Raw genomic sequence first — 24,947 nt, forward strand, 5'->3', positions numbered from 1 at the left:
CGGAAGTCGGAGCCGAGGGGCCTTCCCCTATCGGCTGCGGTTGTCGAAGACGCGGCGCGTCTTTTTCATCTCCCTTCCCAGGCCGCCCGGCGGCAGAAGGCGGACGCGGGGCAGGGCCGAGAGAGTCATCTTCATCTTGCGGGCCAGATCCTTCGCCGGTTCGTCGCCGCCGTCGCAGGAACGTTCCACCTCCAGGTCGAGGCAGTCCTTGCCCTCTTCGGTGGTGAGGACGATGCGGAACTCGCTGCCCAGGCCCGGCGTCTCGGCGACGAGCTTTTCCACGGACGAGGGGAAGAGGTTGACGCCTCTGTAGGTGATCATGTCGTCGGACCGGCCCAGGATCCGGGAGATTCGCGGGTAGGGTGAGCCGCAACGGCACGTCCCGGGCAGGATGGCGGCCAGATCTCGGGTCCTGTAGCGGATGAGGGGAAGGCCCTCCTTGACGAGCGTCGTTATGACCAGCTCGCCCGTCTCTCCCTCGGGAAGGACCGTTCCCGTGGCGGGATCGATCACCTCGAAGTAGAAAAGGTCGTCCCAGTAGTGGAGTCCCTCCTGGCAGGCACACTCGATGGCGATGCCCGGTCCGTAGGTCTCGGTCATGCCGTAGATGTCGAAGGTCTTGGCTCCGAGAAGGCGCTCGATGACGGCTCTCCGTCCGTCGCCCCACTGCTCGGCGCCGAGGATGGCTCCCTTCAGCGACGGCGTCAGCCCCTCGCGGCGGATCGTCTCGCCCAGAAGGAGGGCCATGGAGGCCGTTCCGATCAGGTAGGAGGGGTTCATCTTCCTGAGGAAGGCCATCTGCATCTCCATGGCGATGGGGCCCGTGGGGATGGCGCAGGCACCGAGGCGCTCCACCCCGGTCTGGAAGCCGATGCCGGCCGTCCAGAGGCCGTAGCCTGGCGTCACCATCGCCCTGTCTCCGTCCGTCATGCCGGCCATGGACAGGGCCCGGGCCATAAGCGCGGCGAAGGTCTCCACGTCGCGGGCCGTGTAGGGGATGACGACGGGATCTCCCGTCGTTCCCGATGTGCTGTGGACGCGGACGATTTCCTGCTCGTCGGCGCAGCAGAGGCCGAAGGGGCTGTGGCGGCGCAGGTCCTCCTTGGTCAGGAAGGGAAGTTCGGCGAAGCGGTCGAGGTTCGTCACCTCATCGGCGCGGCTCAGTCCCAGCTTTTCCCGGTAGGCCGGGCTTCGCATCGCCTGGTTGAGGCTTCGGTGCAGGCGATTCAGGAGAGAGGGGGTTCCCGTCGCGAGGTGCTCCAAAAGTCCTGTGGTCATCGTTTTTCCTCCTCGGCTCGGCTCGACAAAAGAAGGGGGAGAGGCTGCGGGCCTCTCCCCCTTGAGGGGATGAAAGGGCCCCGGCGTGGACGTCCCACCGCCGGGGCCTGCATGAAGCAGAACCCTAGCGGCGGTCCCTAAACCACCACCACCGGCCCTGCTGATCGATTCTGTTCTGCGTACCTCTCTCGGCTCGGCTCACGGAAAGCGCTCCCAAATGTGCAAATTTGGCACATCCTACCCCGATCGCCATCGTCTGTCAAGAGCCGGGGGACGTTGCCCTTGTCGAGGTCGGGAAAAGTGGATACACTTGAGGTGTCGTATGTCTTCAGGGGCATCTCGGAGGGCTTTTGCCCGAGGGGACAGGGAAAGCGGTGATGGCCGTGACAGGAAGGTCCTTTTTTGCCTTGTTGGTGCTTTTGCTTTTCGCCCCCGCCGCCGAGGCTCTCGTCCTCCGGGTGGGGGTCAGCCCCGTTCCCCACGGGGAGCTGCTGAAGTTCGTGGCCCCCGACCTGGCCTCGCAGGGAATCGATGTCGAGATCGTCCTCTACGAGGACTACGTCGGCCCCAACAGGGACCTCGTCCAGGGACGTCTCGACGCCAACTACTTTCAGAACAGGCTCTACCTGGACGGCTACAACCGCGACTACGGGACCGACCTTGTGCCCGTCGGGTCCGTCCATTTCGAGCGGATGGGGCTTTATTCCTCCAGGTACAGGAGCCTCGGCGAGCTTCCCGCCGGCGCCCTCGTCGTCCACCCCTCCGACAGCGTCAACCGGGGACGGGCTTTTCATCTGCTCGAGGATGCGGGGCTGATCCGCCTTCTGCCCAACGTGAGCCTGGAGGCCGGTCCCTTCGATGTGGCCGATAACCCCCGCAAGCTCCGTTTTCAGGCCGACGCGGCCGATCGGGTGATGGGACGTCTCGCCGACGCGGCCTTGGTCGTGGCCAACTGCAACTACGCCCTGGAGGCGGGACTCGATCCGGCCCGAGAGAGCCTTTTCGAGGAGCGTGTCGAACCCTTGTTTCACAACGTCGTCGTCGTCCGTCGCGACGATGCCGGCAGACGGGAGATCGCCCTTCTCGTCTCGGCCCTCCGAAGCGCGAAGGCCCGGGACTTCATGGCCCTGGCCTACGGAGGGGCCGTGACGCCTGTCTTCTGAGATTCGCCTGCGCCATGAGGGAGGAGGGGTAGCCCCCTCCTCCCTCATGGCGCGTCGTGTCAGTCCAGTCCCCGGACTCCGTCCGACTCGGCCTGGCAACGGCTGATCCCGGTCCTTTCGCGCCATCCGAAAGAAGTTTTTGGATCTTGAAGCCAGCCTTTTAGTCCTGTCGGTCGGGCTCGATCGTTTTTTCCGGAAAGATCCGACGGGCTCCTAAAGGGTCCAGTCCAGCCCCAGGCGGATCAGCGTCTCCTTGGTCGGCAATCCCTCGTCGAGATCCCAGCCCATGGCCTCGTAGAAGCTGTCCAGGGCGGCGTCGAGATCGACGACCTGTCCCGCGCCGGGACCGTCGACGCCGGGTTCCTTGAGGAATCGGTCGGGGAGCCGGTCGTCGGCCCGGCCGAAGCCGAAAGAGGCGTTGAGAAGCCGCTCCAGATTGATGACCCGTTCGGCGGCCAGAAGGAGTTCGTCCTTGTCGACGGGGCGTCCCAGAGCGCAGGAGAAGAGTTCGGCCCAGGTCGAGGGCCTGACGGCGAGGGTGATGTTGGTGAAGAGGCAGACGCCGAGAAGGTTGGGGATCATGGCGTTCGCCATGAGGGGCCTGACCCACCCCTTGTTGCCGTCTTCCCCGAAGGAGATGACGGCGTCGGTGGTGATGTCCAACTCGTTTTCCCTGTAGCCGAAGGCATCGATGGTCGGGGCGTAGGGGCGGAGATGGTCGGCGCCGCGAGGGGAGATGACGTGGCTCAGGACCTCGCCTTTGCTGGCGCGAACGCCGTCGGCCGCCATTTCCATCCCCTTGACGGTCATGACGGCGTCGAGGGCCTCGGGGCCCAGTTCCCGAGCGGCCCGCAGGCTTCCCTGGGCGAGGAGGTCGCCCAGCCCCTCGCGACGGCCGATCATCCCGACGAGACGGACGACGGCCTCTCCGTTGCCGAAGGCCAGAGGAAGGCCTTGGAGCCGTTCCTCGGAGAGGATGGACCGGTCGACCCACTCCATGGCCGTCGCGATGACCTGTCCCGTGGAGATGACGTCGAGGCCCAGGTCGTTGGCGATGTGGTTGGCGGCGGCGACGGCTTCGAGGTCCGTCACGAGGCATTTGCTGCCGAAGGCCGCCACCGTCTCGTACTCGGGACCGCCGCCCTCCATGCCGGCCCAGGGACCGCTTTTGATCGTCGTGTGGCGGCCGCAGGCGATGGGGCAGCCGAAACAGGCGTAGGGCCGGACCTCAAGCGTCTCGTGGTAAGCCCTGTACCCCAGGGTTCCGATCGACTCGGGATAACTGTCGCGCTGCCAGTTCTTCGTGGGCAGAATGCCCAGGCCGCTCATGGCGTCGTAGAAGGAGGGCGTGCCGAAAGGTTTCATCTCGTCGCGGACGAAAGCCTCGTTGAAAAGTTCCTCCCGGGCCTTTCGTGCTCCCTCCCTCAGGCCATCGGGATCGGCCAGAGGCATCTCCTCGGCGCCTCTGACGGCGATGGCCTTGAGGTTCTTGCTCCCCATGAGGGCTCCCGCCCCGCCGCGTCCGAAGGCGCGATGGCGGTCCGTCATGATCGAGGAGAAAAGGACGCCCTTCTCTCCGGCCGGACCGATGGAGGCGATCTGCCATCCCGTCCCTTCCAGCCTAGACCGGATGAGTGTCTCCGTTTCGACGACGCCCTTGCCCCAGATGTCGGGAACTTCGATGAAATCGACGCCTTCGCCGTCGACGACGAGGACGAGAGGGACTTCCGATCTGCCGGAGACGACAAGGACGTCGTAGCCGGCCCGCTTGAGAGCCGGGGCGAAATGGCCGCCCGCGTTGGCCGCCCCCAACGTTCCCGTCAAAGGGGAACGGAAGACAAGGACACAGCGACCGCTTGCCGGGGCTGCCGTCCCCGTCAGCGGACCTGCCGTGAAAATGAGAGGCTGGAGCGGCGAAAGAGGCTCCTCGTCGGGGTCGACGAGGTCGTAGAGCAGGCGCGCGCCGATGCCCTCGCCGCCCAGGTAGTCGCGGTACCACTCTCCCGGCAGCTGGGATGCCTCTGCCGTTCTTTCCGTCACGTCGACCATCAGAGCCGTTCCGAAAGAACCACCCATATTGGATCCCCCCAGTTCTGAAGTGTCCTGCCGATGACGCCACCCATGCATGCTATTTTGTCAATTCCATCTTAATAGGACCAGGAAAGACATTCAAGCCCGCAACGGCTTTTCCGCGGATCGGTTGCTTTTGACGTCTCTACCTGTCATTCTTGCAAATAAGAAATGATTTTTATCGATGCCGTTGTCCTCCTTTCTGGGGGCCTGGAGGTGATTGCGATGATGTTTGATCCTCTTTTTTTCATCGACAGGTCCGCCGAAGGGCGGCTCCTTTGGGACGAGGCCGGTCAGCCCTTCCGGTCGGCGAGCCTGGACCTTCTGGAAGAGGCTCAGAGGGCGGCCCGTCTGGGAAGTTGTCTCCTCGACCTGCCCTCGGGGCGCTTCCGCTACTCCGACAGTCTCCGCGAGCTTTTCGGCTTCGATAGGGCCGAACGGATCAGTTATGCCCGCTATGCCGATTGTCTTCACCGCGACGATCGGAGCCGCGTCATCGCGATCAAGGAACGGGCCCTGGCCGAGGGAGACGGCTACAGCTACGAGGCCCGTTTCCTCTGTGCCGACGGCAGGACGCGACACTTCCAGGTCCGTACCCGCATCGAACGGGAAGAAGGCGGAAAGATTCTCCGCATTCTGGGCACCCTGCTGGACGTGACGGAACAGGTCCGCCTCCGCATGAAGCTGGAGGCGGAAGAGGCACGCTACCGGGCCATCTTCGAGAAGAGCCAGGTCGTCATGCTCCTCATCGACCCCGATGACGGCTCCATCGTCGACGGCAATGACGCCGCGCTGGAATTCTACGGCTATTCCCGGGAGGTCTTTCGGCAGATGAAGATCTCCCAGATCAATCAGCTCGGTTCCGGCCCCGTTAGGGACGCCCTCGACCGGTCCAGGGAGAAGGCCCAGACCTTCTTCCTCTTTCCCCACCTCCTCGCCTCGGGAGAGGTGCGCATGGTCCACGCCTACGCGGGGCCCATCCCCATCGGGGGGCGGACCCTCATCCATTCCATCATCTTCGACGTCACGGAAAAGCTTCGGGCCGAAGAGGCCCTCGTCGAGAAAAGCCGTGAGCTGGAGCGTTCGCTCAAGGTGCTGGAGGGAGCCTGGGAGCAGACGATCAAGGCCATGGCGGCCATGTCGGAACTGCGCGATCCCTACGAGGTCGGCCATCAGCGCCGCGTGGCCGCTCTGGCCGCGGCTGTGGCCCGCGGGATGGGCTGGTCCGAGGAGGAGGTGAAGGCCGTCTATCTCGCCGGGTTGGTCCACGACATCGGCAAGATCGCCGTCCCCTCCGACTACCTCGGCAAGCCGGGTCCCCTCACGAGTCGGGAGAGGCTCCTGGTCCAGGAGCACTCCAGGGCCGGCTATGACCTCCTCCAGGGGATCGATATCCCCTGGCCGCCGGCCGAGATCGTCGGCCAGCACCACGAACGCCTCGACGGGTCGGGCTATCCCCAGGGACTTCGGGGCGAGGCCATCCTCCCGGCGGCACGGATCATCGCCGTCGCCGACGTCGTCGAGGCCATGGCCTCCCACCGTCCCTATCGTCCCGCCTGGGGCATCGAGGCGGCGTAGAGGGAGATCGAAGACCATCGGGGATCGCTCTTCGACGAGAATGTCGTCGATGCCTGTCTTCTGCTTTTCCGCGAAAAAAACTTCCGTTTGCCCGACCTCTGAGCGCGAGCGGCGGAGAGGCCGGAAAGCTGCCGACATGCGGAAAAAGGGGGGAGCGTGAGGCCTAGGCCTCACGCTCCCCCCTTTTCCCGTTCCTGGTCAGAGGACTCTCAGGCGCAGTTCTCTCGAGAGTTCCTCCAGGACCTGCATGCCGCAGATGGAGTTGCCTTTTCCGTCGAGGGCGGGGCCGCAGACGGCGATGCCCATCCTTCGGGGGACGACGGCCAGGATGCCGCCGCCGACGCCGCTTTTGGCGGGGATGCCGACGCGGATGGCGAACTCGCCCGAGCCGTCGTACATGCCGCAGGTGGCCATGAGGGCCCGGACGACGCGGCAGACCCGGCTCGTGAGGACCCGCTCTCCCGATGCGGGATTGATCCCTCCCGCAGCCAGGGTGGCGCCCATGACGGCGAGGTCGCCGACGTTGGCCTCGATGCTGCACTGGCGGAAGTAGCTGTCGAGGACGTCCTCGACGTCGCCGCTCAGGACGTCGGTGCTGCGCATGAAGTAGGCCAAGGCGCGGTTGCGGTCGCTGGTGGTCCGCTCCGAGCGGTAGATCTCTTCGTTGACGGAGAGCGCGTCGTTGCCCGTCAGCCTCCGGGCCAGGTCGAGGATGGCGGCCGTCCGCTCCTCGCTCCGCCCGTAGGGGAGGAGGGAGATGACGGCGATGGCGCCGGCGTTGACGAGGGGGTTGTAGGGACGGTGCACGCGGTCCATCTCGAGGCGCATGATGGAGTTGAAGGGGTCGGGCGTGGGGTCGACGCCGACGCGGGAGAAGACGGTCTCCTCGCCCAGCTCGGTCAGGGCCAGGGCGAGGGAGATCAACTTGGAGATGGACTGGATGGAGAAGGGGTAGTCCCTGTCTCCGGCGCCGTAGACTTCGCCCTCGACGGTGACGCTGGCGACGCCCAGGGCGTCCGGCCGGGCCTTGCCCAGTTCGGGGATGTAGGTCGCGACCCTGCCCTCGCTGTGGCGGGGCCGGGCGTTCGCGACGATGGCGGCGAGCATTTCGTCCAAGAAAAAGGCCTCCCTCCGAGTCGACAGGCGCGTCTTTCCCGTCTGCCGAGTGTCGTTACCCGCAGGCCATTATAGACACAAAAGGGGGGAAGGACCCAGAGGGTCCTTCCCCCGGAGGGACTTCTCTCAGGAGCGGCGTCGAACTTCGGCGGAAAGGACCGCCTCGACGGCGCTTTTGCGTTCCACAAGCTGCCTGATGCTCGAGGCGCCGGCGAGAGGGCCCTGGCTGAGGGCGCCCTTGATCCGGTTCTCGACGCGGCGAAGCTCCAGAGCCTTGCGGCGCATCTCGCGAGACTGGGGTGACCAGTCGCGCGTCAGGTCGTCTCCGAAGTCGTCGGCCTCCACGGTGGCGGCCATCAGTCCCTCTTCCTCGCGGGAAAGATCGCGCAGAAGGGGCCGTTCGTCGTCGCTGCCGGCGCCGAAGGTCTTTTCTTCCGCCAGGGCGCCGCTTGCCTTCGCGGCCAGGGCGGCCGAAGTGGGATCGGCCAGTGTCAGGGCAAGAAGGGTGAGAAAGAGCAGGATCCGTCGATTCAAAGGCAGTACCTCCTTTGTAGCCTCGAAGAGAATCTGGATACTTCGACGCATCGCCTCGATCGAATCCATTGTAGCCGCAAACTTCCCCTTCGGCCTCCGGCAAATGGCCTACTTCCCCATCGGACTCGCGTTCAGACGCGATGGCAGGCGACGGAGTGCCCTCCTCCCGTGTCGCTCAGAGGAGGGCACTCCGAGGCGCAGTCGCCGGAGGCGCGGGGGCAGCGGCCGAAGAAGGGGCATCCGGCGGGAGGGTCGATGGGGCTCGGCACGTCGCCCTCGAGGACGATGCGGCGGCGATGGCGCTCCCTGTCGGGGTCGGGCAGGGGAATCGCCGAGAGAAGAGCCTGTGTGTAGGGATGAAGGGGCTCGGCGTAGAGGGATTCGCTGGGCCCTGTCTCGACGATTTTGCCCAGGTACATGACGGCGACGCGGTCTGAGATGTAGCGCACCATGCCGAGATCGTGGGAGATGAAAAGGTAGGCCAGGTCGAGACGTTCCTGAAGGTCGACGAGAAGATTGATGACCTGAGCCTGAATGGAGACGTCCAGCGCCGAGATCGGCTCGTCGCAGACGAGGAGGGCGGGGTCGACGGCCAGCGCCCGGGCGATTCCGATGCGCTGGCGTTGGCCTCCGGAAAACTCGTGGGCGTAGCGGTCGGCGTGGCTCTTGCCCAACCCCACCAGGGCGAGGAGGTCGTAGACGCGCTCCGTCCGGGCTTTGCCCCGGCAGAGTCCGTGGATGTCGAGTCCCTCGGCGACGATATCGCCGACGGTCATCCGAGGATCGAGAGAGGCGTAGGGGTCCTGGAAGATCATCTGGGCCGAGCGGATGAAGGCCTTCCGGTCGGCTCCCGACAGGGTCGCCGTGTCTTCTCCCCGGAAGCGGACCGTTCCCGACGTGGGCTCGTAGAGCCCTACGAGGGTCCTTCCCGCCGTCGACTTGCCGCAGCCCGACTCGCCGACGAGGCCGAGCGTCTCCCCGCGTCTCAGGCTCACGTCGATGCCGTCGACGGCTTTGAGCGTTCCCAGGCCGGGGAGGGAAAAATGCTTTCGCAGTTCCTGCGCCTGAAGAAGAATTTCCTTCATCGTCCCGTCACCCTCTCTGCGGCTCCGACGTTTCCCCCGACCATGGCGTGAAGCCAGCAGGAGGCCTGCTGGTCCTCTCCGACGGAGAAGGAAGGAGGGGGCATGGTGGCACAGACCTTCATGGCCCGGGTGCAGCGCGGGAAAAAGGCGCAGCCGAGAGGGGGCCGGAAGAGATCGGGCGGCGTCCCCTCGATGGAGGAGAGCCGATCGGCCCGGGTAGCGTCGATCCGCGGGATCGAGGCGAGCAGGGCTTGCGTGTAGGGGTGGGCCGGGCGGCGGAAGAGGGCCTCGGAGCTCCCCCTTTCGACGATCTGTCCGGCGTAGAAGACGGCGATCCTGTCGGCCATTTTTGCGACGACGCCGAGATCGTGGGTGATGAGGAGGAGCGTCATGGCGAGCTCTTTCTGAAGGGCGCCGATGATGTCGAGAATCTGGGCCTGAATGGTCACGTCGAGGGCCGTCGTCGGCTCGTCGGCGATGAGGAGGGCCGGGCGACAGGCGATGGCCATGGCGATGAGGACGCGCTGGCGCATCCCGCCCGAGAAGGCGTGGGGGTACTGGCCGTAGCGGCGCTCGGCCTCGGGGATGCCGACGAGGCCGAGTACGTCGAGGGCGCGCCTGCGGCGCTCCCCGCGGGGAAGGGCGTCGTGCTCTGCGATGACCTCCTCGATCTGTCTTCCGATGGACATCGTCGGGTTGAGAGAGGTCATGGGGTCCTGAAAGATCATGCCGATCTCCCGTCCCCTGATGCGGTTCATGGCCTTCTCGGAGCGGCCGACGAGCTCGTCGCCTCTGAAGAGGATCGACCCCGTCATCTTTCCCGGCGGCGTGGCGATCAGCTTCAGCAGGGCCATGGCCGTCACGCTTTTGCCGCAGCCCGACTCGCCGACGATGGCCAGACATTCGCCCTCGTCGAGGTGGAAGGAAACGTCGCGGACGGCCTGGACGGTGCCGCCGTAGGTGTCGAAGGAGACGCGGAGGTTGCGGACTTCCAGAAGATGCCGTCCCGTCGCCTTGTCTGTACTGGAGGGAGTCACGGCCGTCACCGGAGTTTCGGGTCCAGGGCGTCGCGCAGGCCGTCGCCGAAGAGGTTGAGGGAGAGCATGGTGACGCTGATGACGACGGCGGGGATGAAGAGCTGGAAAGGAGCGACGCGGAAGTTCTGGGCGCCGTAGCGGGCCAGCAGTCCCCAACTCGACTGGGGCGGCTGGATGCCCAGGCCGATGTAGCTCAGGAAGGCCTCGGCGAAGATGGCGTAGGGAACGGCCATGGTGAGGTCCGTGATGATCAGCCCCAGCGTGTTGGGGATCATGTGGCGGAAGATGATCCGGAAATCGGAGGCGCCCAGCTTGCGGGCCGCCAGGACGTACTCCTGACTCTTCAGGGAGAGGACCTGCCCCCTGACGAGACGGGCCGACTTGATCCACCCGATGAGGACCATGGCCACGACGATGGAGGTCATGCCCGGCTTGAGGACGACCATGAGGAGAATGGCGACGATCATGTAGGGGATGGCGTAGAGGACGTCGATGATCCGCATGACGATCATGTCGACCTTGCCTCCGACGTAACCGGCGATGCCGCCGATGACGACGCCGATGCAGGTGTTGATGAGAGCCGCGGCGAAGCCGATCAGCAGGGAGACGCGGGCGCCCATCCAGGTGCGGGCCCAGAGGTCCCTTCCCAGGGGATCGGTGCCGAACCAGTGACTCCCGTCGGGCGGCGCGTCGATGGCCGAGGCGTCGGTGGCGGAATAGCTGTAGGGGACGAGGAGGGGGCCGACGGCGGCCAGCAGGATGCAGGCGACGATGACGGCCATCGATGCCGTGGCGACGCGGTTCTTGCGCAGCTTCCGCCAGGCGTCCTGCCAGAAGGTCAGGCTCGGGCGGCTGATGGCCTCCCGCTCGTCCGGTGGGGCCGAGGCGGGCTCGAAAAGGTCGGGCGAGAGCCGTTGGCATTCGGAGTTCATCGTAGTCAGCGTCTCCTTTCGGCGAGGGCGATCCGGGGGTCGATGAAGCCGTAGAGGATATCGACGATGAAGTTGGCGGCGATGAGAAAGACGCCGTAAAAGGCCGTCAGGCCCAGGATCACGGTGTAGTCGAGATTCTGGACGCCCAGAACGTAAAATTTGCCCATCCCCGGAATGGCGTAGATCGACTCGATGACGAAGGTGCCCGTCAGGATGGCCGCCGTCACCGGTCCCAGAACGGTGACGACGGGAAGGATGGCGTTGCGGATCTGATGGCGCCAGACGATTTTGAACGTCGAAAGCCCCTTGGCCCGGGCCGTGCGGATATAGTCCTGTCCCGTGACTTCGAGCATGCTCGTTCTCATGATGCGCGAGACCAGGGCCAGGGTGTAGAAGCTCAGGGCCAGCGTGGGGAGGACGGTATGACGGAAGCTTCGCCATAAAGCCACGGGAAACCAGCCCAGCTTGAGGCCGAAAAAGTACTGGAGCAGCGATCCGGTGATGAAGTCGGGCAGGGAGATCCCCGCGATGGCGATGAAGATGCAGATGTACTCGAGGGGGCGTCCCCTGTTGAGGCCGGCGACGACGCCCAAGGCGATCCCGACGAGAGAGGCGAAGAGGATGGCCCGGATCCCCAGGTCAGCCGAATAGGGGAAGGAATTGGCGATGATGCCGCTGACGGGCATGTTCTGGTACTTGATCGAAAAGCCCAGATCCCCTCGAAGCAGGTTGGCGATATAGCGGAGGTACTGGACGTGAAGGGGCTGATCGAATCCGTAGTAGGCCTCGAGGTTGGCCCGGATTTCGGGCGTTAGCTTGTCGCTGGCGAAGGGATCTCCGGGCAAAAGACGGACGAGGACGAAGACGACGGAAAGGAGGATCCAGACGGTGACGAACGAGATGAGGAGCCGGTTGAGGATATAGCGGGACAAAGGAGATACCCTCCCTTCATCTGGAGAGGTGCCCTTCGCCTCCGAGGAAGGGGCGAAGGGCACGCGGGCGGTTTCCCGTTCCGGCTCCGTCAGTCCTCGACGGTGGCGAATAGGAAGTCCAGGTCGGCGCCGACGAAGGGACGGGAGATCCCCTTGATGCCGGGACGGGTCAGCCAGGCCCGACGGCGGAGCTGGAGGGGGATCAGGGGAGCCTCGTCGAGGAGGATTTTTTCGGCCTCGAAGAGCAGGTCGAGGCGTCTGCGATGGTCGGTCTCGCGGCGCGAGGCGGCGATGAGGTCGTCGAAGGCCCGGTTCCCCCATCCGCTGTTGTTGTGGCTGATGTCGCTGCCCCAGATCTCGAGGTAGGTCAGGGGATCGTCGAAGTCCGGCGCCCAGCCCGAATAGACCAGGTCGTAGTCGGCCTGCCCCTCCATGAGGTAACGCTGTTTGCGCGTCACGATCTGGACGTTGAAGGTGATTCCCAAGGTCCTCTGGATCTGGTCCTGAAGGGTCTCGGCCATGCGGCGGCACTCCTCCTCGTCCTGAATCAGGTAGGTGACGGAGATCTTGCTCGGATCGTCGATGCCGAGACGCTCCATGGCCTTTTTCAGGTGGGCCCGGGCCCTATCCCCGTCGCCCGTTCTGCTGTAGTACTCGAGAGGGTATTCCTCGGCGTAGGGCTTCTCCGCCCCGGCCACGATGGGCAGAACGTAGCGGAGGTTGGGGAGATAGAGATCTCTCGTGGCGATCTTGACGTATTCGTCGCGATTGATGGCCCAGGCCAGAGCCTTGCGGAAATCCCTGTCGGCCAGCCAGGGGCGTTCAGGATTGGGGCGGACGTTGACCTTGATCCAGTCGTTGGCTCCCGTCAGGGAGACCTGGGCCTTGCCCGACGCGGCGTACCCGCCGTAGAGGTTGGCCGGGATGTCGACCATGTCCAGTTCTCCGCTTTCGAAGAGGCTCAAGGCCGTGTTCTGCTCGTAGATCTGATGGATGGTGACGCGATCGAGCCCGACGGCGTCGCCGTTCCAATAGTGGGGGTTCTTCTCCAGGACCATGACCTGCTCGTGCTTCCACTCCCCGATCAGGAAAGGGCCGTTGTAGACCATGCGGTCGGCGGCCGTGGCGAAGCCTTCCTTCTCCCTCTCGACGATATCCTGACGGGAGGGAAGGAAGCACATGAGCTGAAGGTAGCTCAGGAAATAGTCCATGGGCTCTTCGAGGCGAACCTCGAAGGTCCTGTCGTCGACGGCCCTGACGCCGATCTGGCCGGGATCGGCGATGTCGCCCTTGTTGAAGGCCTTGCCGTTGACGATGCCGTAGGCGGCGAAGGCGTATTCGGCCGCCGTGGCCGGATCGAGAAGGCGGCGGAAGCTGTATTCGAAGTCGCGGGCCGTCACGGCCTTGCCGTCGCTCCAGCGGGCGTCGCGGAGGTGAAAGGTGTAGACGAGCCCGTCGGGCGAGATGTCCCAGCTTTCGGCCATGGCGGGGAGGATTTTACCGTCGTGGACGCGGACGAGTCCCTCCAGGACGTGGACGCCGATGACCATGGAGGGGAGGGCGTTGGCCTTCTGCGGATCCATTCCGGGGACTTCGCTTTTGACGGAAAAAGCGAATTCCCTGTCCCGGGCCGGGGCGACGGAGGCGACGGAGGCGAGGGCGATCATGGCGACAAGGGCGACGAAGATCTTTCTCGAGACAGTCCTCACTGGCGGCACTCCTTTCGTTATTCCCTCTCGAAGGGTCTGAAGGGGCGGAAGACGGGGGAATGCGTTCAGGCGAGTTCCAGAAGCTCTTTGGGCGTTCCCGTGAGGATGTCCACCCCCTCGTCCCGGACCAGGAGGGTGTCCTCGATCCGCACGCCTCCCCATCCCGCCAGGTAGACGCCGGGCTCGACGGTGACGACGCAGCCTTTTTGCAAGGTCCTGTCGCAGCGGGCGCTCATGAAGGGCTCCTCGTGAATGTCGAGGCCGACGCCGTGCCCCAGACCGTGAGAGAAGGCCTCGCCCAGCCCTGCCGAGACGATGACCTGCCGGGCCGCCCTGTCGACGTCTCTGGCCGCGACGCCGGAGCGAATGGCCCCTATCCCCGCCAGCTGGGCCTCCAGGACGATCCGGTAGATCTCCTTCTGTCTCGCCGTGGCCCGGCCCAGGACGACGGTCCGCGTCATGTCCGAACGGTAGCCGTCGTAGCGGGCGCCGAAATCGAAGGTGATCAGATCGCCCCGCTCCAGTCGCCGATCGGAGGGGACGGCATGGGGCATGGAGCTGTTGGGGCCGGAGGCGACGATGAAATCGAAGGCCCGATCCTCGGCGCCGAGGCAGGCCATTTCATAGGCCAGTTCGCGCTCCAGGTCGCGCTCCGTCACGCCGGGGACGATTTTCGGCAGGAGGGCGGCGAAGGCCCCGTCGGCGATCCGGGCGGCCTTCCCTATGGCGGCGATCTCCTCGTCGTCCTTGACGTAGCGCAGGGCCTCGACGCCTTCCGTGGCGGGGACGAAGGGCAGATCGCCCAGGGCCTCGGAGATCTCCCGGTAGAGCGAGTAGGTCAGGCAATCGGCCTCGAAGGCGATGCGATGAAGCCCCTCGCGCTTGGCCAGCGAGGCCACCGTCGCTCCCAGAGGCGGAAAGGGGTCGCGCCAGCGAACCACCTCGAAGTGGGGACATTCCCTGGAGGCCTGTTCGGTGTAGCGCGAATCGGTGACGAGAAAGGCCTTTGTCGCCGTGATCAGCCCGTAGGAATCGCCTCCGGTGAAACCGGAGAGATAGCGGAGATTGGTCGGGCGGAAGATGAAAAGCCCTTCCCCCTCAGGAAGGGCCCTCTTTTTCAGGCGACGTGCGAGACGGTCTGTCCTCTCCATAGCCCCAGCTCCTTTTGCATTCAGATATAAGATATTTCAGAGAGAGAGCACGGTTATGAAATATCATAAGGATACAGCTTTGTCAAATATTAAGTAAGTGCCGATCCATCGAAAGAGCAAGGAAAAAGACATGCGAAGGGCCCCCGAACCCGGGGGCCCTTCGAGAAGGGGCGATTCAGACCTGTCAGCGGCTGTGGCGCCTCTTGACCACGGCGGTGCGGCCTCAGGCGGGGCCGACGTAGACGCCTCCGGATTCGACCGCCCCTTCCGTCGAGGAGGGTGCGCGGGTCCCGACGGTGACGGTTCGGTCCCGTCAGAGCTCCGGCTCGGCCGCGGCCGGCGCCTGCACCGGTTCCTCCGCCGTGGCTTCCACGAGGCTACGAAGGAGGGCCTCGAGGCGTGTCATCGTCCGGCCGTACCCCTCCCAGTCGGCCTCCCGGAGGGCCCTCTGCGAGGCCTCCCAGGCCTCCTGGGCCTGACGGGCCAGGGCGGAGGCCTCGCCGGAGAGGGACGGGGCCTGAGGAAGGACCTTTTCTGACGAGGCCACGGGGGTTTCCGGTGCCGCGCCTTTCCCGACGAGAGCCGTCAGGGCCCCCTCGAGCGTCTCCGCCCAGGCGATGCCGTTGCCCGAGGCGACGATGACCCGTTTCAGTTCGGGCAGATCGCTGTTTTCCGACTTGAGGTAGAGGGGCTGGACGTAGAGGATGGCTCTGTCGATGGGGATGACGAGGACGTTGCCTCGGATCACGTCCGATCCCCTCTGGCTCCAGAGGGAGAGTTGGGCCGAGATCTCCGGGTTCTGGTCGATGAGGGCCTCGATCTGGGCCGGGCCATAGACGAGAGTCTGCTTGGGGAAACGGTAGAGGAGCAGTTCACCGTAGTTGGCTCCATCCGATCGGGCGGCGAGCCAGGAGATCATGTTGTTCCGCCCCACGGGGAGGAAGGGGGAGATGAGGGCGAACTCCGACGTTTCCTCGAGGCGCATCATCAGGTAGTAGGGGTCGACGGCCTTGCCCTGACGGTCCTGGGCCGGGGTCCAGACGTCCTCCTTGTTGTAGAAGGTGTTGGGGTCTCCCATGTGGTAGGTCCTGAAGATTTCGCCCTGGATGCGGAAGAGGTCCCGTGGATAGCGCAGATGGGCGCGGAGATCGTCGCCGATGGCCTCCGCGGGCTGAATGAGGCCGGGGAAGATCTTTCTCCAGGCCCTCAGAAGGGGGTCCTTCTCGTCGACGGCGTAGAAGGAGACGGTGCCGTCATAGGCATCGACGGTGACTTTGACGCTGTTGCGGATGTAGTTGATGGAGCGTGCCGAGCGACCGATGCGGACGTTGACGGGTTCCGAATAGGGGTAGCGCCCCGTCGCCGTGTAGGCGTCGACGATCCAGAGGAGGCGGCCGTCGACGACGGCCATGTAGGGGTCTCCGTCGACGATGAGGAAGGGGACGATGCGCTGGACCCGCTCGAGGACGTTGCGGTAGATGAGAATGCGGCTGTCCTTGGTGAGGGCGTCGGAGAAGAAGAGCTCCGAGTCGCCCAGACGGAGGGAGAAGAGAATCCGCCGCCAGAGGGAGCCGACGGGAATGCCGCCCTTTCCCTCGTAGGTCGTGCGGGCGTTGCCCTCGCCCATGGGGTAGTCGAACTCGTGGACCGTCGTGCGGACCAGGGCGTAGGAGGAGGCCTTCTCCCCGTAGTAGATCTGGGGCCTCTCGAGGGTCAGGGGGACGGAAAAGCGCGGAGGCAGGTCACGGACCCAGAGAACGGGCTGCCCCGTCGTCGTCACTTCGTTGACGGGGTTCATGACGAGGCCGTAGCCGTGGGTGAATTCGAGATGGCGGTTGACCCAGGTCGGATTCTGGAGCTGCGTCAGATCGAGTTCGCGGGCGGCCAGCATGACCTGGCGGTAGTCGCCGTCGAAGTCGTAGCGGTCGATGTCGACGCCGCCGAAGTCGTAGTAGGAGCGGATCTCCTGAAGTTGGCGGTAGCTGCGAAGGAGGGTGTCCTCGTCCCAGAGACGGATGTTGCGGACCGTGTCGGGATTGGCGTCGAGGGATTGGGCCGTTACGGTGAGGCTGGGCTCGAAGGCCGTCGACGTGAGGTCGTGGAGATCGTAGGCCGTCAGAGTGGCCTTTATGTTGTGCTCGATGAAGGGACGTTCCCTCTGGAACTCGTTGGGTTCGACGACATACTTCTGGATCACGCCGGGATAGGCCCCTCTGAGGGCGATGTTGGCCAGGGCCCAGAGGCCGAGGACGATGCCGGCGTATTTCCACGTCTTCCGGGAGAGGCCGACGAGGATGAGCAGAGCCAGGGCGACGGTGAGTCCCGTCAGGATGTTGAGGGCCGGCAGTTCGGCGAAGACGTCGGTGTAGCTGGCGCCGAAGGTGACGCCCCGAGGCGAGTAGAGGAGGTCGTAGCGGGCGAGAAGAAAGCCCAGGGCCCAGAGGAGGGCGATGGCCGCCCCGAGGAGGGAGAGGTGCCTTTTTTCGGTCCTGGAAAGGGGGAAGGGGAGCTGGAGCCCGCGGGAAGCTCCTCCCAGAGCGGAAAGAAGGGCGACGCCGCCGAAGGCCAGTACCAGAAGTCCCTGGAGCCACTGGCGCAGGAAGGCGATGAAGGGAAGACGGAAGATGTAGAAGCTCAGGTCTTTCCCGAAGAGGGGGTCGTCGACGGAGAAGGAGGTCCCGTTGAGGAAGAGGAGAGCCTCCTCCCAGTGGCCGCGCGCTCCCGCTCCCTGGAAGAGGGCGAAGGCCAGGGCCGCGAGGAAGAGCAGACGCCGCTGCGTCTTCGACGAGAGGACCATTTCGTCGGGGAGGGCCGTTCGGGTCAGGGCGGGGCGCCAGTTGAGATAGAGGGCGAGAAAGGAGAAGACCGAGGCGACGAGGAAGAGAAGGGCCTGGGGCCAGATGCGGATCCAGAAGGCCTGAGAGGCTCCCACCTCGTGGTACCAGAGGAGCTCCGTCAGGAAGGTGACGAGAGTCGGTCCTCCCGCGAAAAGGAGAAAGGCCGAGATGACGAGGGCGGCCAGGGAGAGGCCGTGAAGGGCCTTCCTCCCGGGGCGGTTCTCTCCCTCCTGAGGTGCCCAGTCGCCGCGGTTGGGGTTCCAGATGAAACGTTTCATGGTTGGGTCCCTCCTTCGAGTCCTTTGCTGAGGCGTCTTTCCAGAAGATGGACGAGGGGAAGGCCGAGGCCGAAGCAGGCCACGGCCTGACCGAAGGCGACGTAGAGGGCCGTCGAGACGAAGGGGAGATCGAGGAGGACGGAGAGGTAGCCGCCGACGACGAGGCCGTTGATGACGACGGGAGGAAGGGCCGCCAAAAACTTGTTGGGCATCTTCCAGGTGAGCAGGGCGGCGGCCAGGGTCGCCAGGCTGCCGAAGACGACGTCGACGAGGCCCATGCCGCCGAAGAGGTTGGCGAGAAGACAGCCGACGAAGAGGCCCGCCACGGCCTCGGGCAGGAGGAAGGGGAGAAGCGTCAGGGCCTCGGCGACGCGGACCTGGACGGCGCCGTAGGAGAGAGGGGCGAAGGCGAGACAGAGGACGGCGTAAAGAGAAGCCACAAGGGCGGCGACGACGAGGCGGCGCGGCGTTATTTCGGGGATTTTCAGGTGGGGCACGGTGCGATCGCTCCTTTCTGGGCGGCCGAGTCGGAGGACCATGGCGACGGAGGTGGTCCTTCGGCTCAGCCGGGAGCCTTCCTGCGCTATAATGGCGTCGCGAAGGAAAGGGTCAGGACGCTTCCGGCGGAATGACCTCGTCGAGGGAGACGAGACGGTAGCCTTTGCGGCGGATGAAGTCGATGATTTCCGGCAGGGCCTCTACGGTCTCGACGGGACCGTCGTGGAGGAGGATGACGGCGCCGCACCGCAGGTTTCTCTCGATGCGACGGAGGATCTGCTGCGGCGTCTTTCCCGTGTAGTCGGCCGTGTTGATCGTCCAGAGAGCCGTCGTCAGGCCGCTTCTTTTCGTCGCCCTGAGCACCTCTCCGTTATACTGGCCGCCCGGGGGACGGCCGAAGCGGGGGCGGCGACCGGTGATCCCCTCGATGGCGTCGTTGCAGAGTTTCCACTCCAGCTCCATGTTCTCCGGGGGCAGCGTCGTCAGGTTGTTATGGTAAAAGGTGTGGTTGGCCACCGTATGTCCCTCGTCGGCCATGCGTTTAACCAGGTCGGGACTCTTGACGGCCATGCGGCCGACGACGAAGAAGGTGGCCTTGACCTCCTTTTCCCGGAGAAGGTCGAGGATCCTTTCGGTGACGCCGGGATGGGGGCCGTCGTCGAAGGTGAGGGCCACGAGGGGATCGGCCGTGGGGATGCGCGAGAAGACGGCGCCCCAGGCCGGGAGGGAGAGCGACAGAGACAGAGACAGGATGAGGGACGGCAGGGCGAGACGATTAAGGAGCGGGTGCTTCATCGACGAAAGGGGCCTCCTCAGGTAAGAGTAGACCCGATGATAACGCCTTATCCCTCTTTGGGCCAGAAGGAAGGGGCCGATCGGCGCGATTACTCTCCTTTCGGGCGGTAGATGAGGACGGAGCAGTGGGCGTAGCGGGCGATGTTCGACGCCGTCGACCCCACGACGAGACGCTCCAGCGTCGAATGGCCCCGGTAGGCGACGACGATGAGGTCGAAGCCCTCCTCGCGGGCCTTTCTGACGACGAAGTCGGCGGGGTTGCCCTCTTCGACGACGATGTGGGCGGGGGCCTCCCCTTCGAGGGGCGGGTCGGTTTCCTCGGCCTTGCGCAGGTAGTAGGCGATTTTTTTGCGGGCTATCTGACGGACCTCTTCGTCGAGCTCCTGAGGGATCCAGGGCTCGTAGCCCTTCCAGAGATAGGTGTGGGGCAGAACGTGGATGAAAGTGACCTCGGCCCCGAGTCGGCGGGCCAGGTCGCGGGTGTAGGTCACCAATTTTTCCGAAAGCCTGCTGAGATCGACGGCGACGAGGAGCTTTGTGGTCATTGTCTTGCCCTCCTTTCCTGGTCTTTCGGACGGGAAGCGGACGAAATCCGATGCCCTTATTGTACCATTTTGCCAATTGTCGGCAATGAGAGGCCGACGGCGAAGGAGGTTCGCAGGTTGCCCGCGTTGTTTTTCACGCTCTTTTCTGCCGTCCTGGGGGCCGTGATGGGATCGTTTTTCAACGTCGTCGCCGAAAGAGGCGCCCAGGGACGCTCCTGGTGGGGGCGGGAGCGCTCCCGCTGCGCCTCCTGCGGGAGGGTCCTCGAGCCGCCGGAGCTGATTCCTGTCGTCTCCTTCCTCCTCCAGGGGGGGAGGTGCAGGAGCTGCGGCGAGGCGATACCCAGGCTCTGTCTCTGCGCCGAGGCGGCCTGTGCCCTGGGCGCGGGGCTTCTGGCCTGGCGCTGGGGGGTGGGCTGGGCGGGGCTGCTGAGTCTGGCCCTCTTCCTCTCCCTGGCCCTCAATTCCCTGACGGACCTCCACAGCGGCTACATCTACGATCTGGCCGCCCTTCTCCCCGTTCTTCCCTTCGTCCTCCTCAGGAGTCCCGGAGGCCTTTCCTCCCTTTTCGACGGGGCCTTGGGCGGACTCCTGGGCTTTTTCGTCATCGCCGCCATCATCGTCGTCAGCCGCGGCGGCATGGGGTGGGGGGACGCCTTTCTCATGGCCGGCTGCGGCGTCGGCCTGGGCTGGCGTCTGACGGCTCTGGCCCTCTACCTGGGGTTCATGGTCGGTGGCTTCTCGGCCCTGGGCCTGCTGGCCATGAAGAAGGTGGGGCGCAAGACGGCCCTGCCGCTGGGGCCTTTCCTGGCCGTCGGAGCCCTTTTGGCCCTCCTGTGGGGACCCTCTATTCTGGGGTACTGGGGGTGGTCCGCCGGCTGGCCCTGGTAGGAACCGTCAGGACGAGGACGGCCGGAGAGCCCCGGCCAGGTCGCCGACGGCGGGCCGGGCCGATCGGTCCGAAAAAGGCGCCGCCGGCCCGCTCCATGAAAGACGAAGCGATCGCCTCGTTTCCGGAGGGAACGCCTCTGCGAGGCCGCAATGGGGGAGGGCAAAGGCCATGATTCTCGAAGAAGCGCGAAAAGCCATCGTCGCCTACGGGCGGAAACTCATCGACTCGGGGCTGACTCGGGGGACGGGAGGCAATCTGAGCCTCTGGGACCGCCGCGAAAGACTCTGGGCCATCAGTCCCAGCGGGCTGGATTATTACGCCGTCGAGGCCGCCGATGTCGTCGTTCTCGACGAAGAGGGCCGCGTCGTCGAAGGGACGGGGCGGCCCTCCAGCGAATGGGAGCTTCATCTCGAGGTCTACCGGCGGAGGCCCGACGTGGCCGCCGTCGTCCACACCCATTCCCCCTTCGCCACCGTGCTGGCCTGCCTCGGCCTCGAGATTCCCCCCGTTCACTATCTCGTCGGCTTTGCCGGAAGGAAGGTCGCCGTCGCTCCCTACGCCACCTTCGGCACGGCCGAGCTGGCCCGTCTCACGGCAGAGGTCCTGGGCGGAAGCGGAGCGGTCCTCATGGCCCACCACGGCCTGCTGGCCGTCGGAGCCGGCCTGGATCGCGCCTTCAACGTCGCCGAGGAGATCGAGTTCGTCGCCGAGCTCTACTGGCGGGCCCGGACACTGGGGGATGTTCCCCTTCTCTCGGAGAAGCAGATGACGGCCGCCCTGGAGCGTTTCGGCGACTACGGTCCCGGGCCGAAGGCCTGAGGGGGCGCCGACGAAGAGGGGACGGCCGCGGCCGCCCCCTCCCTTTTTTACTGGACGATCTCGACCAGTTCGACCTCGAAGTGGAGGTCTTCTCCGGCCAGGGGATGGTTGCCGTCGAGGACGATCGTCGCGTCGCCTACGGAGGTGATGCGGGCCTCGACGGTCTGGCCGTCGGGGAAGCGCATCTGGAGATTCTGGCCGATTTCGGGCGTCGGCTCCTGGGGGAAGTTTTCCCGGGGAATGGAGAAGAGCATCTCGTCGTGGCGGGGGCCGTAGGCCTCTTTGCAGCTCAGGGCGAAGCCCTTTCGCTCCCCTTCGGCGAGGCCCTCGACGGCGCCGTCGAAGCCGGCGATCATCCGGCCGTCGCCGACGACGAACTCGATGGGCTCCTCCCTCTCCCAGGAGTTGTCGAACTCCCGTCCGTCGACGAGGGTGCCTCGGTAATGGACGCGGACGCGATCTCCCTTGCAGGCCTTTTTCATCGGCCATTCCCCTCCCTTTTCCGATGTTCGCCGGCGGCGACGAGCTTTTCCATCTCCGTCAGGTGGTCCTCGAAGATATCGATGGCTGCCTCCATGGGGGCCGATAGGGTCATGTCGACGCCGGCGTCGCGGAGGATCTCGATGGAAGGGGCCGACGAGCCCCGGCTCAGGAAGCGGCGGTAGCGATCGAGGGCCGGAAGGCCCTCCTCGACGATCTTCTTCGAAAGATAGAGGGCCGAGGCGTAACCCGTGGCGTACTGGTAGACGTAGAAGGCGTTGTAGAAGTGGGGAATGCGGGACCACTCGCCGGCCAGAAGATCATCGACGACGGCCGGTCCGTAGTAGGCCCGGTTCAGCTCCATCCAGAGCGTCTCCAGCGATTCGGGCGTCAGCGGCTCTCCCGCCTCGGCGCGGCCGTGGACTTCGAGCTCGAACTCGGCGAAGAGGGTCTGGCGGAAAAGCGTCGTCCTGATCTGCTCCAGAGAGTAGTTGAGCAGGTAGAGGCGTTCCCTGCCGTCTTTGGCCTCGTCGAGAAGGTGGCGCAGCAGCAGGGCCTCGTTCGTCGTCGACGCCACCTCGGCGAGGAAGATGGTGTGGCTCGAATAGACGTAGGGCTGGTCCCGGTCGGAATAGAAGCGGTGAAGGGCGTGGCCCATCTCGTGGGCGATGGTGAAGACGTCGCGGATCGTCCCGCCGTAGTTGAGAAGCACGTAGGGGTGGACGCCGTAGTTCCCCCAGGAATAGGCGCCGCTGCGCTTGCCCCGGTTCTCGTAGACGTCGATCCAGCGGTTGCGGAAGCCCTCGTCGAGAAGGGCACCGTAGTCGTCGCCGAGGGGTCTCAGTCCCCGGCGGACCAGGTCGAGGGCCTCCTCGTAGTCGTACGTCTTGTCCACGTCGGCCACGAGGGGGACGTAGAGATCGTACATGTGGAGCTCGTCGACGGCCAGGACCTCCTTGCGGAGGGCCACGTAGCGGTGGAGGGCGTCGAGGCGGCGCCGTACCGTTTCGACCGTGCTGTGGTAGACGGAGAGGGGGATGGCGTTTCCGTCCAGGGCGGCCTCGAGGCAGGAGCCGTAGCCCCTGGCTCGTGAGACGAAAAGATCGTGCTTCACCGAGCCGCCGTAGGAGGCGGCCAGGGTGTTGCGGAAGTTTCTGTAAGTGCCCAGGATGCCCTCGAAGGCCTCGCGGCGGACGCGGCGGTCCTGGGAGCGCAGGAAGCGGGAGTAGCGCTCCTCGCTGAGTTCCACCTCGATGCCCTTTTCGTCTTTGATGACGGGGAAGCGCATGTCGGCGTTGGTGAGCATGGAGAAGACGTTGTCGGCCGTCTGGGCCATCTCGCCCATTCCGGCCATGAGGGCCTCCTCGGGGGCCGAGAGGACGTGGGGCCGGGCGCGGAAGATCTCCTCGAGGGAGAAGCGGTAGAGGGCCAGATCGCTCTTCTCGTCGAGAAAGGTCCGGACCCTCTCCTCGTCGAGGGCCAGAAGCTCGGGAGCCATCCAGGAGAGGGCGCCTCCCGTCCGGACGTAAAGGGCCGTGGCCCGATCGGCCAGGGCCTGGGCCTCGGTGCGGCTCGTCTGTTCGTCCCGTCTCATGAAGGCGTAGGCCAGGAGGGCGCCGACGCGGCAGCTTACCGAGTCCCGTAGGGTCAGGGCCTCGAGGAGGGCGTCGGCGCTCTCGCCGAGGCGGCCCTTGAAGGCCTCGAGGCGGGGGAGGTCGTCCGTCACTCCGGAGGCGCTCGCCTCCCAGGCCTCGTCGGTCTCGAAAAGGTCCTCGAGGCGCCAGGTGTGGCGTTCCTCGATGGCCGAGCGCTCCCTCACCTGGCCCGTTACCGCTCCGGCGCCTTCCGGCGCCGGGAAAAAGTGCTCTCTCAAAAAAGATCAGCTCCCTTCCGTCAGGCCGCCTGGCGGCCTGCATGGCCTTCTCATTATAGGGGCAGAGGCCCGCGCCGTCGAAAAAACGGACCCCTGCGATTCTCGGCGGAACGTCGGCGTCGCATTCACGAAGGGGGCTCGACTCTCTCGGGCCGGTCCGGAAGGCCGGTAAATTGACTTTTGTAAAGTAGTCTTTTCTGTGGACAAAAAGGGGGTCTTCGGCTATCCTAATGGCGGAGTCAAGCGTTCAAGGGACGTCGGAAGAGGTGCCTTTCCGAAAAAGGAGGAGGATGATTCATGGCCGATTTGAGAACGACCTACCTCGGACTGGAGCTCAAAAATCCCGTCATCGCCGGTGCCAGCCGTCTCACGGCAGACATGGAGACCCTCAGGGGACTGGAGGCCTCCGGAGTGGGGGCCGTCGTCATCGCGTCCCTCTTCGAGGAGCAGATCCGCCTCGGTCACGACAAGCTGGAAGATCTTCTCATGGGCTTCGATTCCCGCGAGCAGTCGGAGATCTCCCTCTTCCCCGGCATGGCCTACGCCGGGCCGGAGGAGCACCTCGACTGGGTCGCCAAGGCCAGGAAGGCCCTTTCCATCCCCGTTATCGCGAGCCTCAACGCCGTCACGGCCGAGACCTGGGTCGAATGGGCCCGCCGTCTGGCCGATACGGGCATCGACGCCCTGGAGCTGAATTTCTATTCCACCCCCGTCGACTCGTCCAAGGCCGGGGCCTCCATCGAAGACGAACAGGTCGAGGCCGTGGCCGCCGTCTGCCGGGCTCTCTCCATCCCCGTCTCGGTCAAGCTGAGCCCCTTCTATGCCAATCCCCTCCATGTCATGAGGCGCATGGCCGAGGCGGGAGCGAAGGGCTTCGTCCTCTTCAACCGTTTCTTTCAGCCCGACATCGACGCCGAGACGGAGAGGCCGAGTTTCGTCTTCGACCTCAGCGAGGCCGAGGAGAGCCGCCTTCCCCTGCGCTTCACCGCTCTGGCCAACGGCCGGGTCAAGGCCGATCTCGTCGCCTCGACGGCCGTTCTGACGGCGGGCGACGTGGCCAAGATGATCCTGGCCGGGGCCAGGGCCGTCCAGATGGTGACGGCCTTCTACCGCAACGGCATCGACTACGGCCAGAAGGTCCTGGCCGAGTTCGCCTCCTGGATGGATCGTCACGGCTACGCCTCCGTCGAGGAATTCCGAGGAAGGCTCGACAAGCGCCACTCCGACGATCCCCATGCCTGGGAGAGGGCCCAGTACGTCCGGATCCTCATGCGCTCCGACGCCTCCGTCGAGCGCTACCCGCTCCTTTAGCCCTGCCGTCGCCGCCGCCGCGCCCGAGGGTGCGGCG

Annotated in this window: 21 protein-coding genes; 5 read left to right on the forward strand and 16 right to left on the reverse strand. The window is 65.2% G+C overall.

What is annotated here, in order from left to right:
- Positions 1 to 27: 27 nt before the first annotated feature.
- Positions 28 to 1,278 (reverse strand): phenylacetate--CoA ligase family protein, encoded by a 1,251-nt coding sequence (locus KAR29_RS01520; protein ID WP_274373899.1) that lies wholly within the window; start codon positions 1,276 to 1,278, stop codon positions 28 to 30.
- A 413-nt stretch (positions 1,279 to 1,691) separates the two neighbouring features.
- On the opposite strand from KAR29_RS01520, the gene KAR29_RS01525 reads away from it, so the two are divergent.
- Positions 1,692 to 2,441: a MetQ/NlpA family ABC transporter substrate-binding protein gene (locus tag KAR29_RS01525; protein WP_274373900.1), complete on the forward strand. Its 750-nt coding sequence runs from the start codon at positions 1,692 to 1,694 to the stop codon at positions 2,439 to 2,441.
- 213 nt (positions 2,442 to 2,654) lie between these two features.
- On the opposite strand, the gene KAR29_RS01530 is transcribed toward KAR29_RS01525, so the two are convergent.
- On the reverse strand, positions 2,655 to 4,517 hold the full coding sequence (locus KAR29_RS01530) for an aldehyde ferredoxin oxidoreductase family protein (RefSeq protein ID WP_274373901.1): 1,863 nt from the start codon (positions 4,515 to 4,517) through the stop codon (positions 2,655 to 2,657).
- A 222-nt stretch (positions 4,518 to 4,739) separates the two neighbouring features.
- On the opposite strand from KAR29_RS01530, the gene KAR29_RS01535 reads away from it, so the two are divergent.
- Complete coding sequence (locus tag KAR29_RS01535; protein WP_274373902.1) at positions 4,740 to 6,089, forward strand: HD domain-containing phosphohydrolase; 1,350 nt, start codon at positions 4,740 to 4,742, stop codon at positions 6,087 to 6,089.
- Between the two features lie 198 nt (positions 6,090 to 6,287).
- Here KAR29_RS01535 and glsA read toward each other — a convergent pair whose 3' ends face one another.
- The 12 genes from glsA to KAR29_RS01595 all read right to left on the reverse strand — a co-directional run bounded on the left by glsA (position 6,288) and on the right by KAR29_RS01595 (position 19,538).
- Complete coding sequence (gene glsA, locus KAR29_RS01540) at positions 6,288 to 7,196, reverse strand: glutaminase A (RefSeq protein ID WP_274374889.1); 909 nt, start codon at positions 7,194 to 7,196, stop codon at positions 6,288 to 6,290.
- Between the two features lie 135 nt (positions 7,197 to 7,331).
- Entirely contained in the window at positions 7,332 to 7,739 is a 408-nt protein-coding gene (locus KAR29_RS01545) for a hypothetical protein (RefSeq protein WP_274373903.1), read from the reverse strand.
- Positions 7,740 to 7,870: 131 nt separating this feature from the next.
- Positions 7,871 to 8,824 (reverse strand): ABC transporter ATP-binding protein, encoded by a 954-nt coding sequence (locus tag KAR29_RS01550; RefSeq protein ID WP_274373904.1) that lies wholly within the window; start codon positions 8,822 to 8,824, stop codon positions 7,871 to 7,873.
- Complete coding sequence (locus KAR29_RS01555) at positions 8,821 to 9,861, reverse strand: ABC transporter ATP-binding protein (protein ID WP_274373905.1); 1,041 nt, start codon at positions 9,859 to 9,861, stop codon at positions 8,821 to 8,823. The genes KAR29_RS01550 and KAR29_RS01555 overlap by 4 nt, the downstream gene beginning before the upstream one ends.
- 5 nt (positions 9,862 to 9,866) lie before the next feature.
- The gene (locus tag KAR29_RS01560) at positions 9,867 to 10,793 is read right to left on the reverse strand and encodes an ABC transporter permease (protein WP_274373906.1); all 927 of its coding nucleotides are present in this window, start codon (positions 10,791 to 10,793) and stop codon (positions 9,867 to 9,869) included.
- Between the two features lie 5 nt (positions 10,794 to 10,798).
- Positions 10,799 to 11,725 (reverse strand): ABC transporter permease, encoded by a 927-nt coding sequence (locus tag KAR29_RS01565; RefSeq protein ID WP_274373907.1) that lies wholly within the window; start codon positions 11,723 to 11,725, stop codon positions 10,799 to 10,801.
- 89 nt (positions 11,726 to 11,814) lie between these two features.
- Positions 11,815 to 13,434 (reverse strand): peptide ABC transporter substrate-binding protein, encoded by a 1,620-nt coding sequence (locus KAR29_RS01570; protein WP_274373908.1) that lies wholly within the window; start codon positions 13,432 to 13,434, stop codon positions 11,815 to 11,817.
- Positions 13,435 to 13,499: 65 nt separating this feature from the next.
- On the reverse strand, positions 13,500 to 14,585 hold the full coding sequence (locus KAR29_RS01575; protein ID WP_274373909.1) for a M24 family metallopeptidase: 1,086 nt from the start codon (positions 14,583 to 14,585) through the stop codon (positions 13,500 to 13,502).
- A gap of 313 nt (positions 14,586 to 14,898) precedes the next feature.
- Positions 14,899 to 17,700: a UPF0182 family membrane protein gene (locus tag KAR29_RS01580; protein WP_274373910.1), complete on the reverse strand. Its 2,802-nt coding sequence runs from the start codon at positions 17,698 to 17,700 to the stop codon at positions 14,899 to 14,901.
- On the reverse strand, positions 17,697 to 18,197 hold the full coding sequence (locus tag KAR29_RS01585; protein ID WP_311135604.1) for a QueT transporter family protein: 501 nt from the start codon (positions 18,195 to 18,197) through the stop codon (positions 17,697 to 17,699). The genes KAR29_RS01580 and KAR29_RS01585 overlap by 4 nt, the downstream gene beginning before the upstream one ends.
- 112 nt (positions 18,198 to 18,309) lie before the next feature.
- The gene (locus tag KAR29_RS01590) at positions 18,310 to 18,993 is read right to left on the reverse strand and encodes a polysaccharide deacetylase family protein (protein WP_274373911.1); all 684 of its coding nucleotides are present in this window, start codon (positions 18,991 to 18,993) and stop codon (positions 18,310 to 18,312) included.
- An 89-nt stretch (positions 18,994 to 19,082) separates the two neighbouring features.
- The gene (locus KAR29_RS01595) at positions 19,083 to 19,538 is read right to left on the reverse strand and encodes a universal stress protein (RefSeq protein ID WP_274373912.1); all 456 of its coding nucleotides are present in this window, start codon (positions 19,536 to 19,538) and stop codon (positions 19,083 to 19,085) included.
- 117 nt (positions 19,539 to 19,655) lie between these two features.
- Between KAR29_RS01595 and KAR29_RS01600 the strand changes: the two genes are divergently transcribed.
- Both KAR29_RS01600 and KAR29_RS01605 read left to right on the forward strand, forming a co-directional pair.
- Positions 19,656 to 20,426, forward strand: coding sequence for a prepilin peptidase (locus tag KAR29_RS01600; RefSeq protein WP_274373913.1), 771 nt, complete (start codon positions 19,656 to 19,658; stop codon positions 20,424 to 20,426).
- A gap of 169 nt (positions 20,427 to 20,595) precedes the next feature.
- Positions 20,596 to 21,246, forward strand: a complete 651-nt coding sequence (locus KAR29_RS01605) for an L-fuculose-phosphate aldolase (protein ID WP_274373914.1) — start codon at positions 20,596 to 20,598, stop codon at positions 21,244 to 21,246.
- 47 nt (positions 21,247 to 21,293) lie between these two features.
- Here KAR29_RS01605 and KAR29_RS01610 read toward each other — a convergent pair whose 3' ends face one another.
- A complete protein-coding gene (locus tag KAR29_RS01610) occupies positions 21,294 to 21,728 on the reverse strand; it encodes an FKBP-type peptidyl-prolyl cis-trans isomerase (protein WP_274373915.1) in 435 nt (144 codons plus the stop codon).
- Positions 21,725 to 23,599, reverse strand: coding sequence for an oligoendopeptidase F (pepF, locus tag KAR29_RS01615; protein WP_274373916.1), 1,875 nt, complete (start codon positions 23,597 to 23,599; stop codon positions 21,725 to 21,727). Before pepF ends, KAR29_RS01610 begins: the two co-directional genes overlap by 4 nt.
- 297 nt (positions 23,600 to 23,896) lie before the next feature.
- Between pepF and KAR29_RS01620 the strand changes: the two genes are divergently transcribed.
- A complete protein-coding gene (locus KAR29_RS01620) occupies positions 23,897 to 24,910 on the forward strand; it encodes a dihydroorotate dehydrogenase-like protein (protein ID WP_274373917.1) in 1,014 nt (337 codons plus the stop codon).
- The last annotated feature ends 37 nt before the right edge of the window (positions 24,911 to 24,947 follow it).

This window comes from Aminithiophilus ramosus, assembly GCF_018069705.1.
GTDB lineage: Bacteria > Synergistota > Synergistia > Synergistales > Aminithiophilaceae > Aminithiophilus > Aminithiophilus ramosus.

Excerpts from the sequence above, each read along its gene's own strand:
- glsA (WP_274374889.1), bottom strand. The coding sequence starts at position 7,196 with ATGCTCGCCGCCATCGTCGCGAACGCCCGGCCCCGCCACAGCGAGGGC.
- KAR29_RS01530 (WP_274373901.1), bottom strand. The coding sequence starts at position 4,517 with ATGGGTGGTTCTTTCGGAACGGCTCTGATGGTCGACGTGACGGAAAGA.
- KAR29_RS01620 (WP_274373917.1), top strand. The coding sequence starts at position 23,897 with ATGGCCGATTTGAGAACGACCTACCTCGGACTGGAGCTCAAAAATCCC.
- KAR29_RS01560 (WP_274373906.1), bottom strand. The coding sequence starts at position 10,793 with ATGAACTCCGAATGCCAACGGCTCTCGCCCGACCTTTTCGAGCCCGCC.
- KAR29_RS01580 (WP_274373910.1), bottom strand. The coding sequence starts at position 17,700 with ATGAAACGTTTCATCTGGAACCCCAACCGCGGCGACTGGGCACCTCAG.
- KAR29_RS01605 (WP_274373914.1), top strand. The coding sequence starts at position 20,596 with ATGATTCTCGAAGAAGCGCGAAAAGCCATCGTCGCCTACGGGCGGAAA.
- KAR29_RS01535 (WP_274373902.1), top strand. The coding sequence starts at position 4,740 with ATGTTTGATCCTCTTTTTTTCATCGACAGGTCCGCCGAAGGGCGGCTC.
- KAR29_RS01610 (WP_274373915.1), bottom strand. The coding sequence starts at position 21,728 with ATGAAAAAGGCCTGCAAGGGAGATCGCGTCCGCGTCCATTACCGAGGC.
- KAR29_RS01575 (WP_274373909.1), bottom strand. The coding sequence starts at position 14,585 with ATGGAGAGGACAGACCGTCTCGCACGTCGCCTGAAAAAGAGGGCCCTT.
- KAR29_RS01550 (WP_274373904.1), bottom strand. The coding sequence starts at position 8,824 with ATGAAGGAAATTCTTCTTCAGGCGCAGGAACTGCGAAAGCATTTTTCC.
- KAR29_RS01590 (WP_274373911.1), bottom strand. The coding sequence starts at position 18,993 with ATGAAGCACCCGCTCCTTAATCGTCTCGCCCTGCCGTCCCTCATCCTG.
- KAR29_RS01520 (WP_274373899.1), bottom strand. The coding sequence starts at position 1,278 with ATGACCACAGGACTTTTGGAGCACCTCGCGACGGGAACCCCCTCTCTC.
- KAR29_RS01595 (WP_274373912.1), bottom strand. The coding sequence starts at position 19,538 with ATGACCACAAAGCTCCTCGTCGCCGTCGATCTCAGCAGGCTTTCGGAA.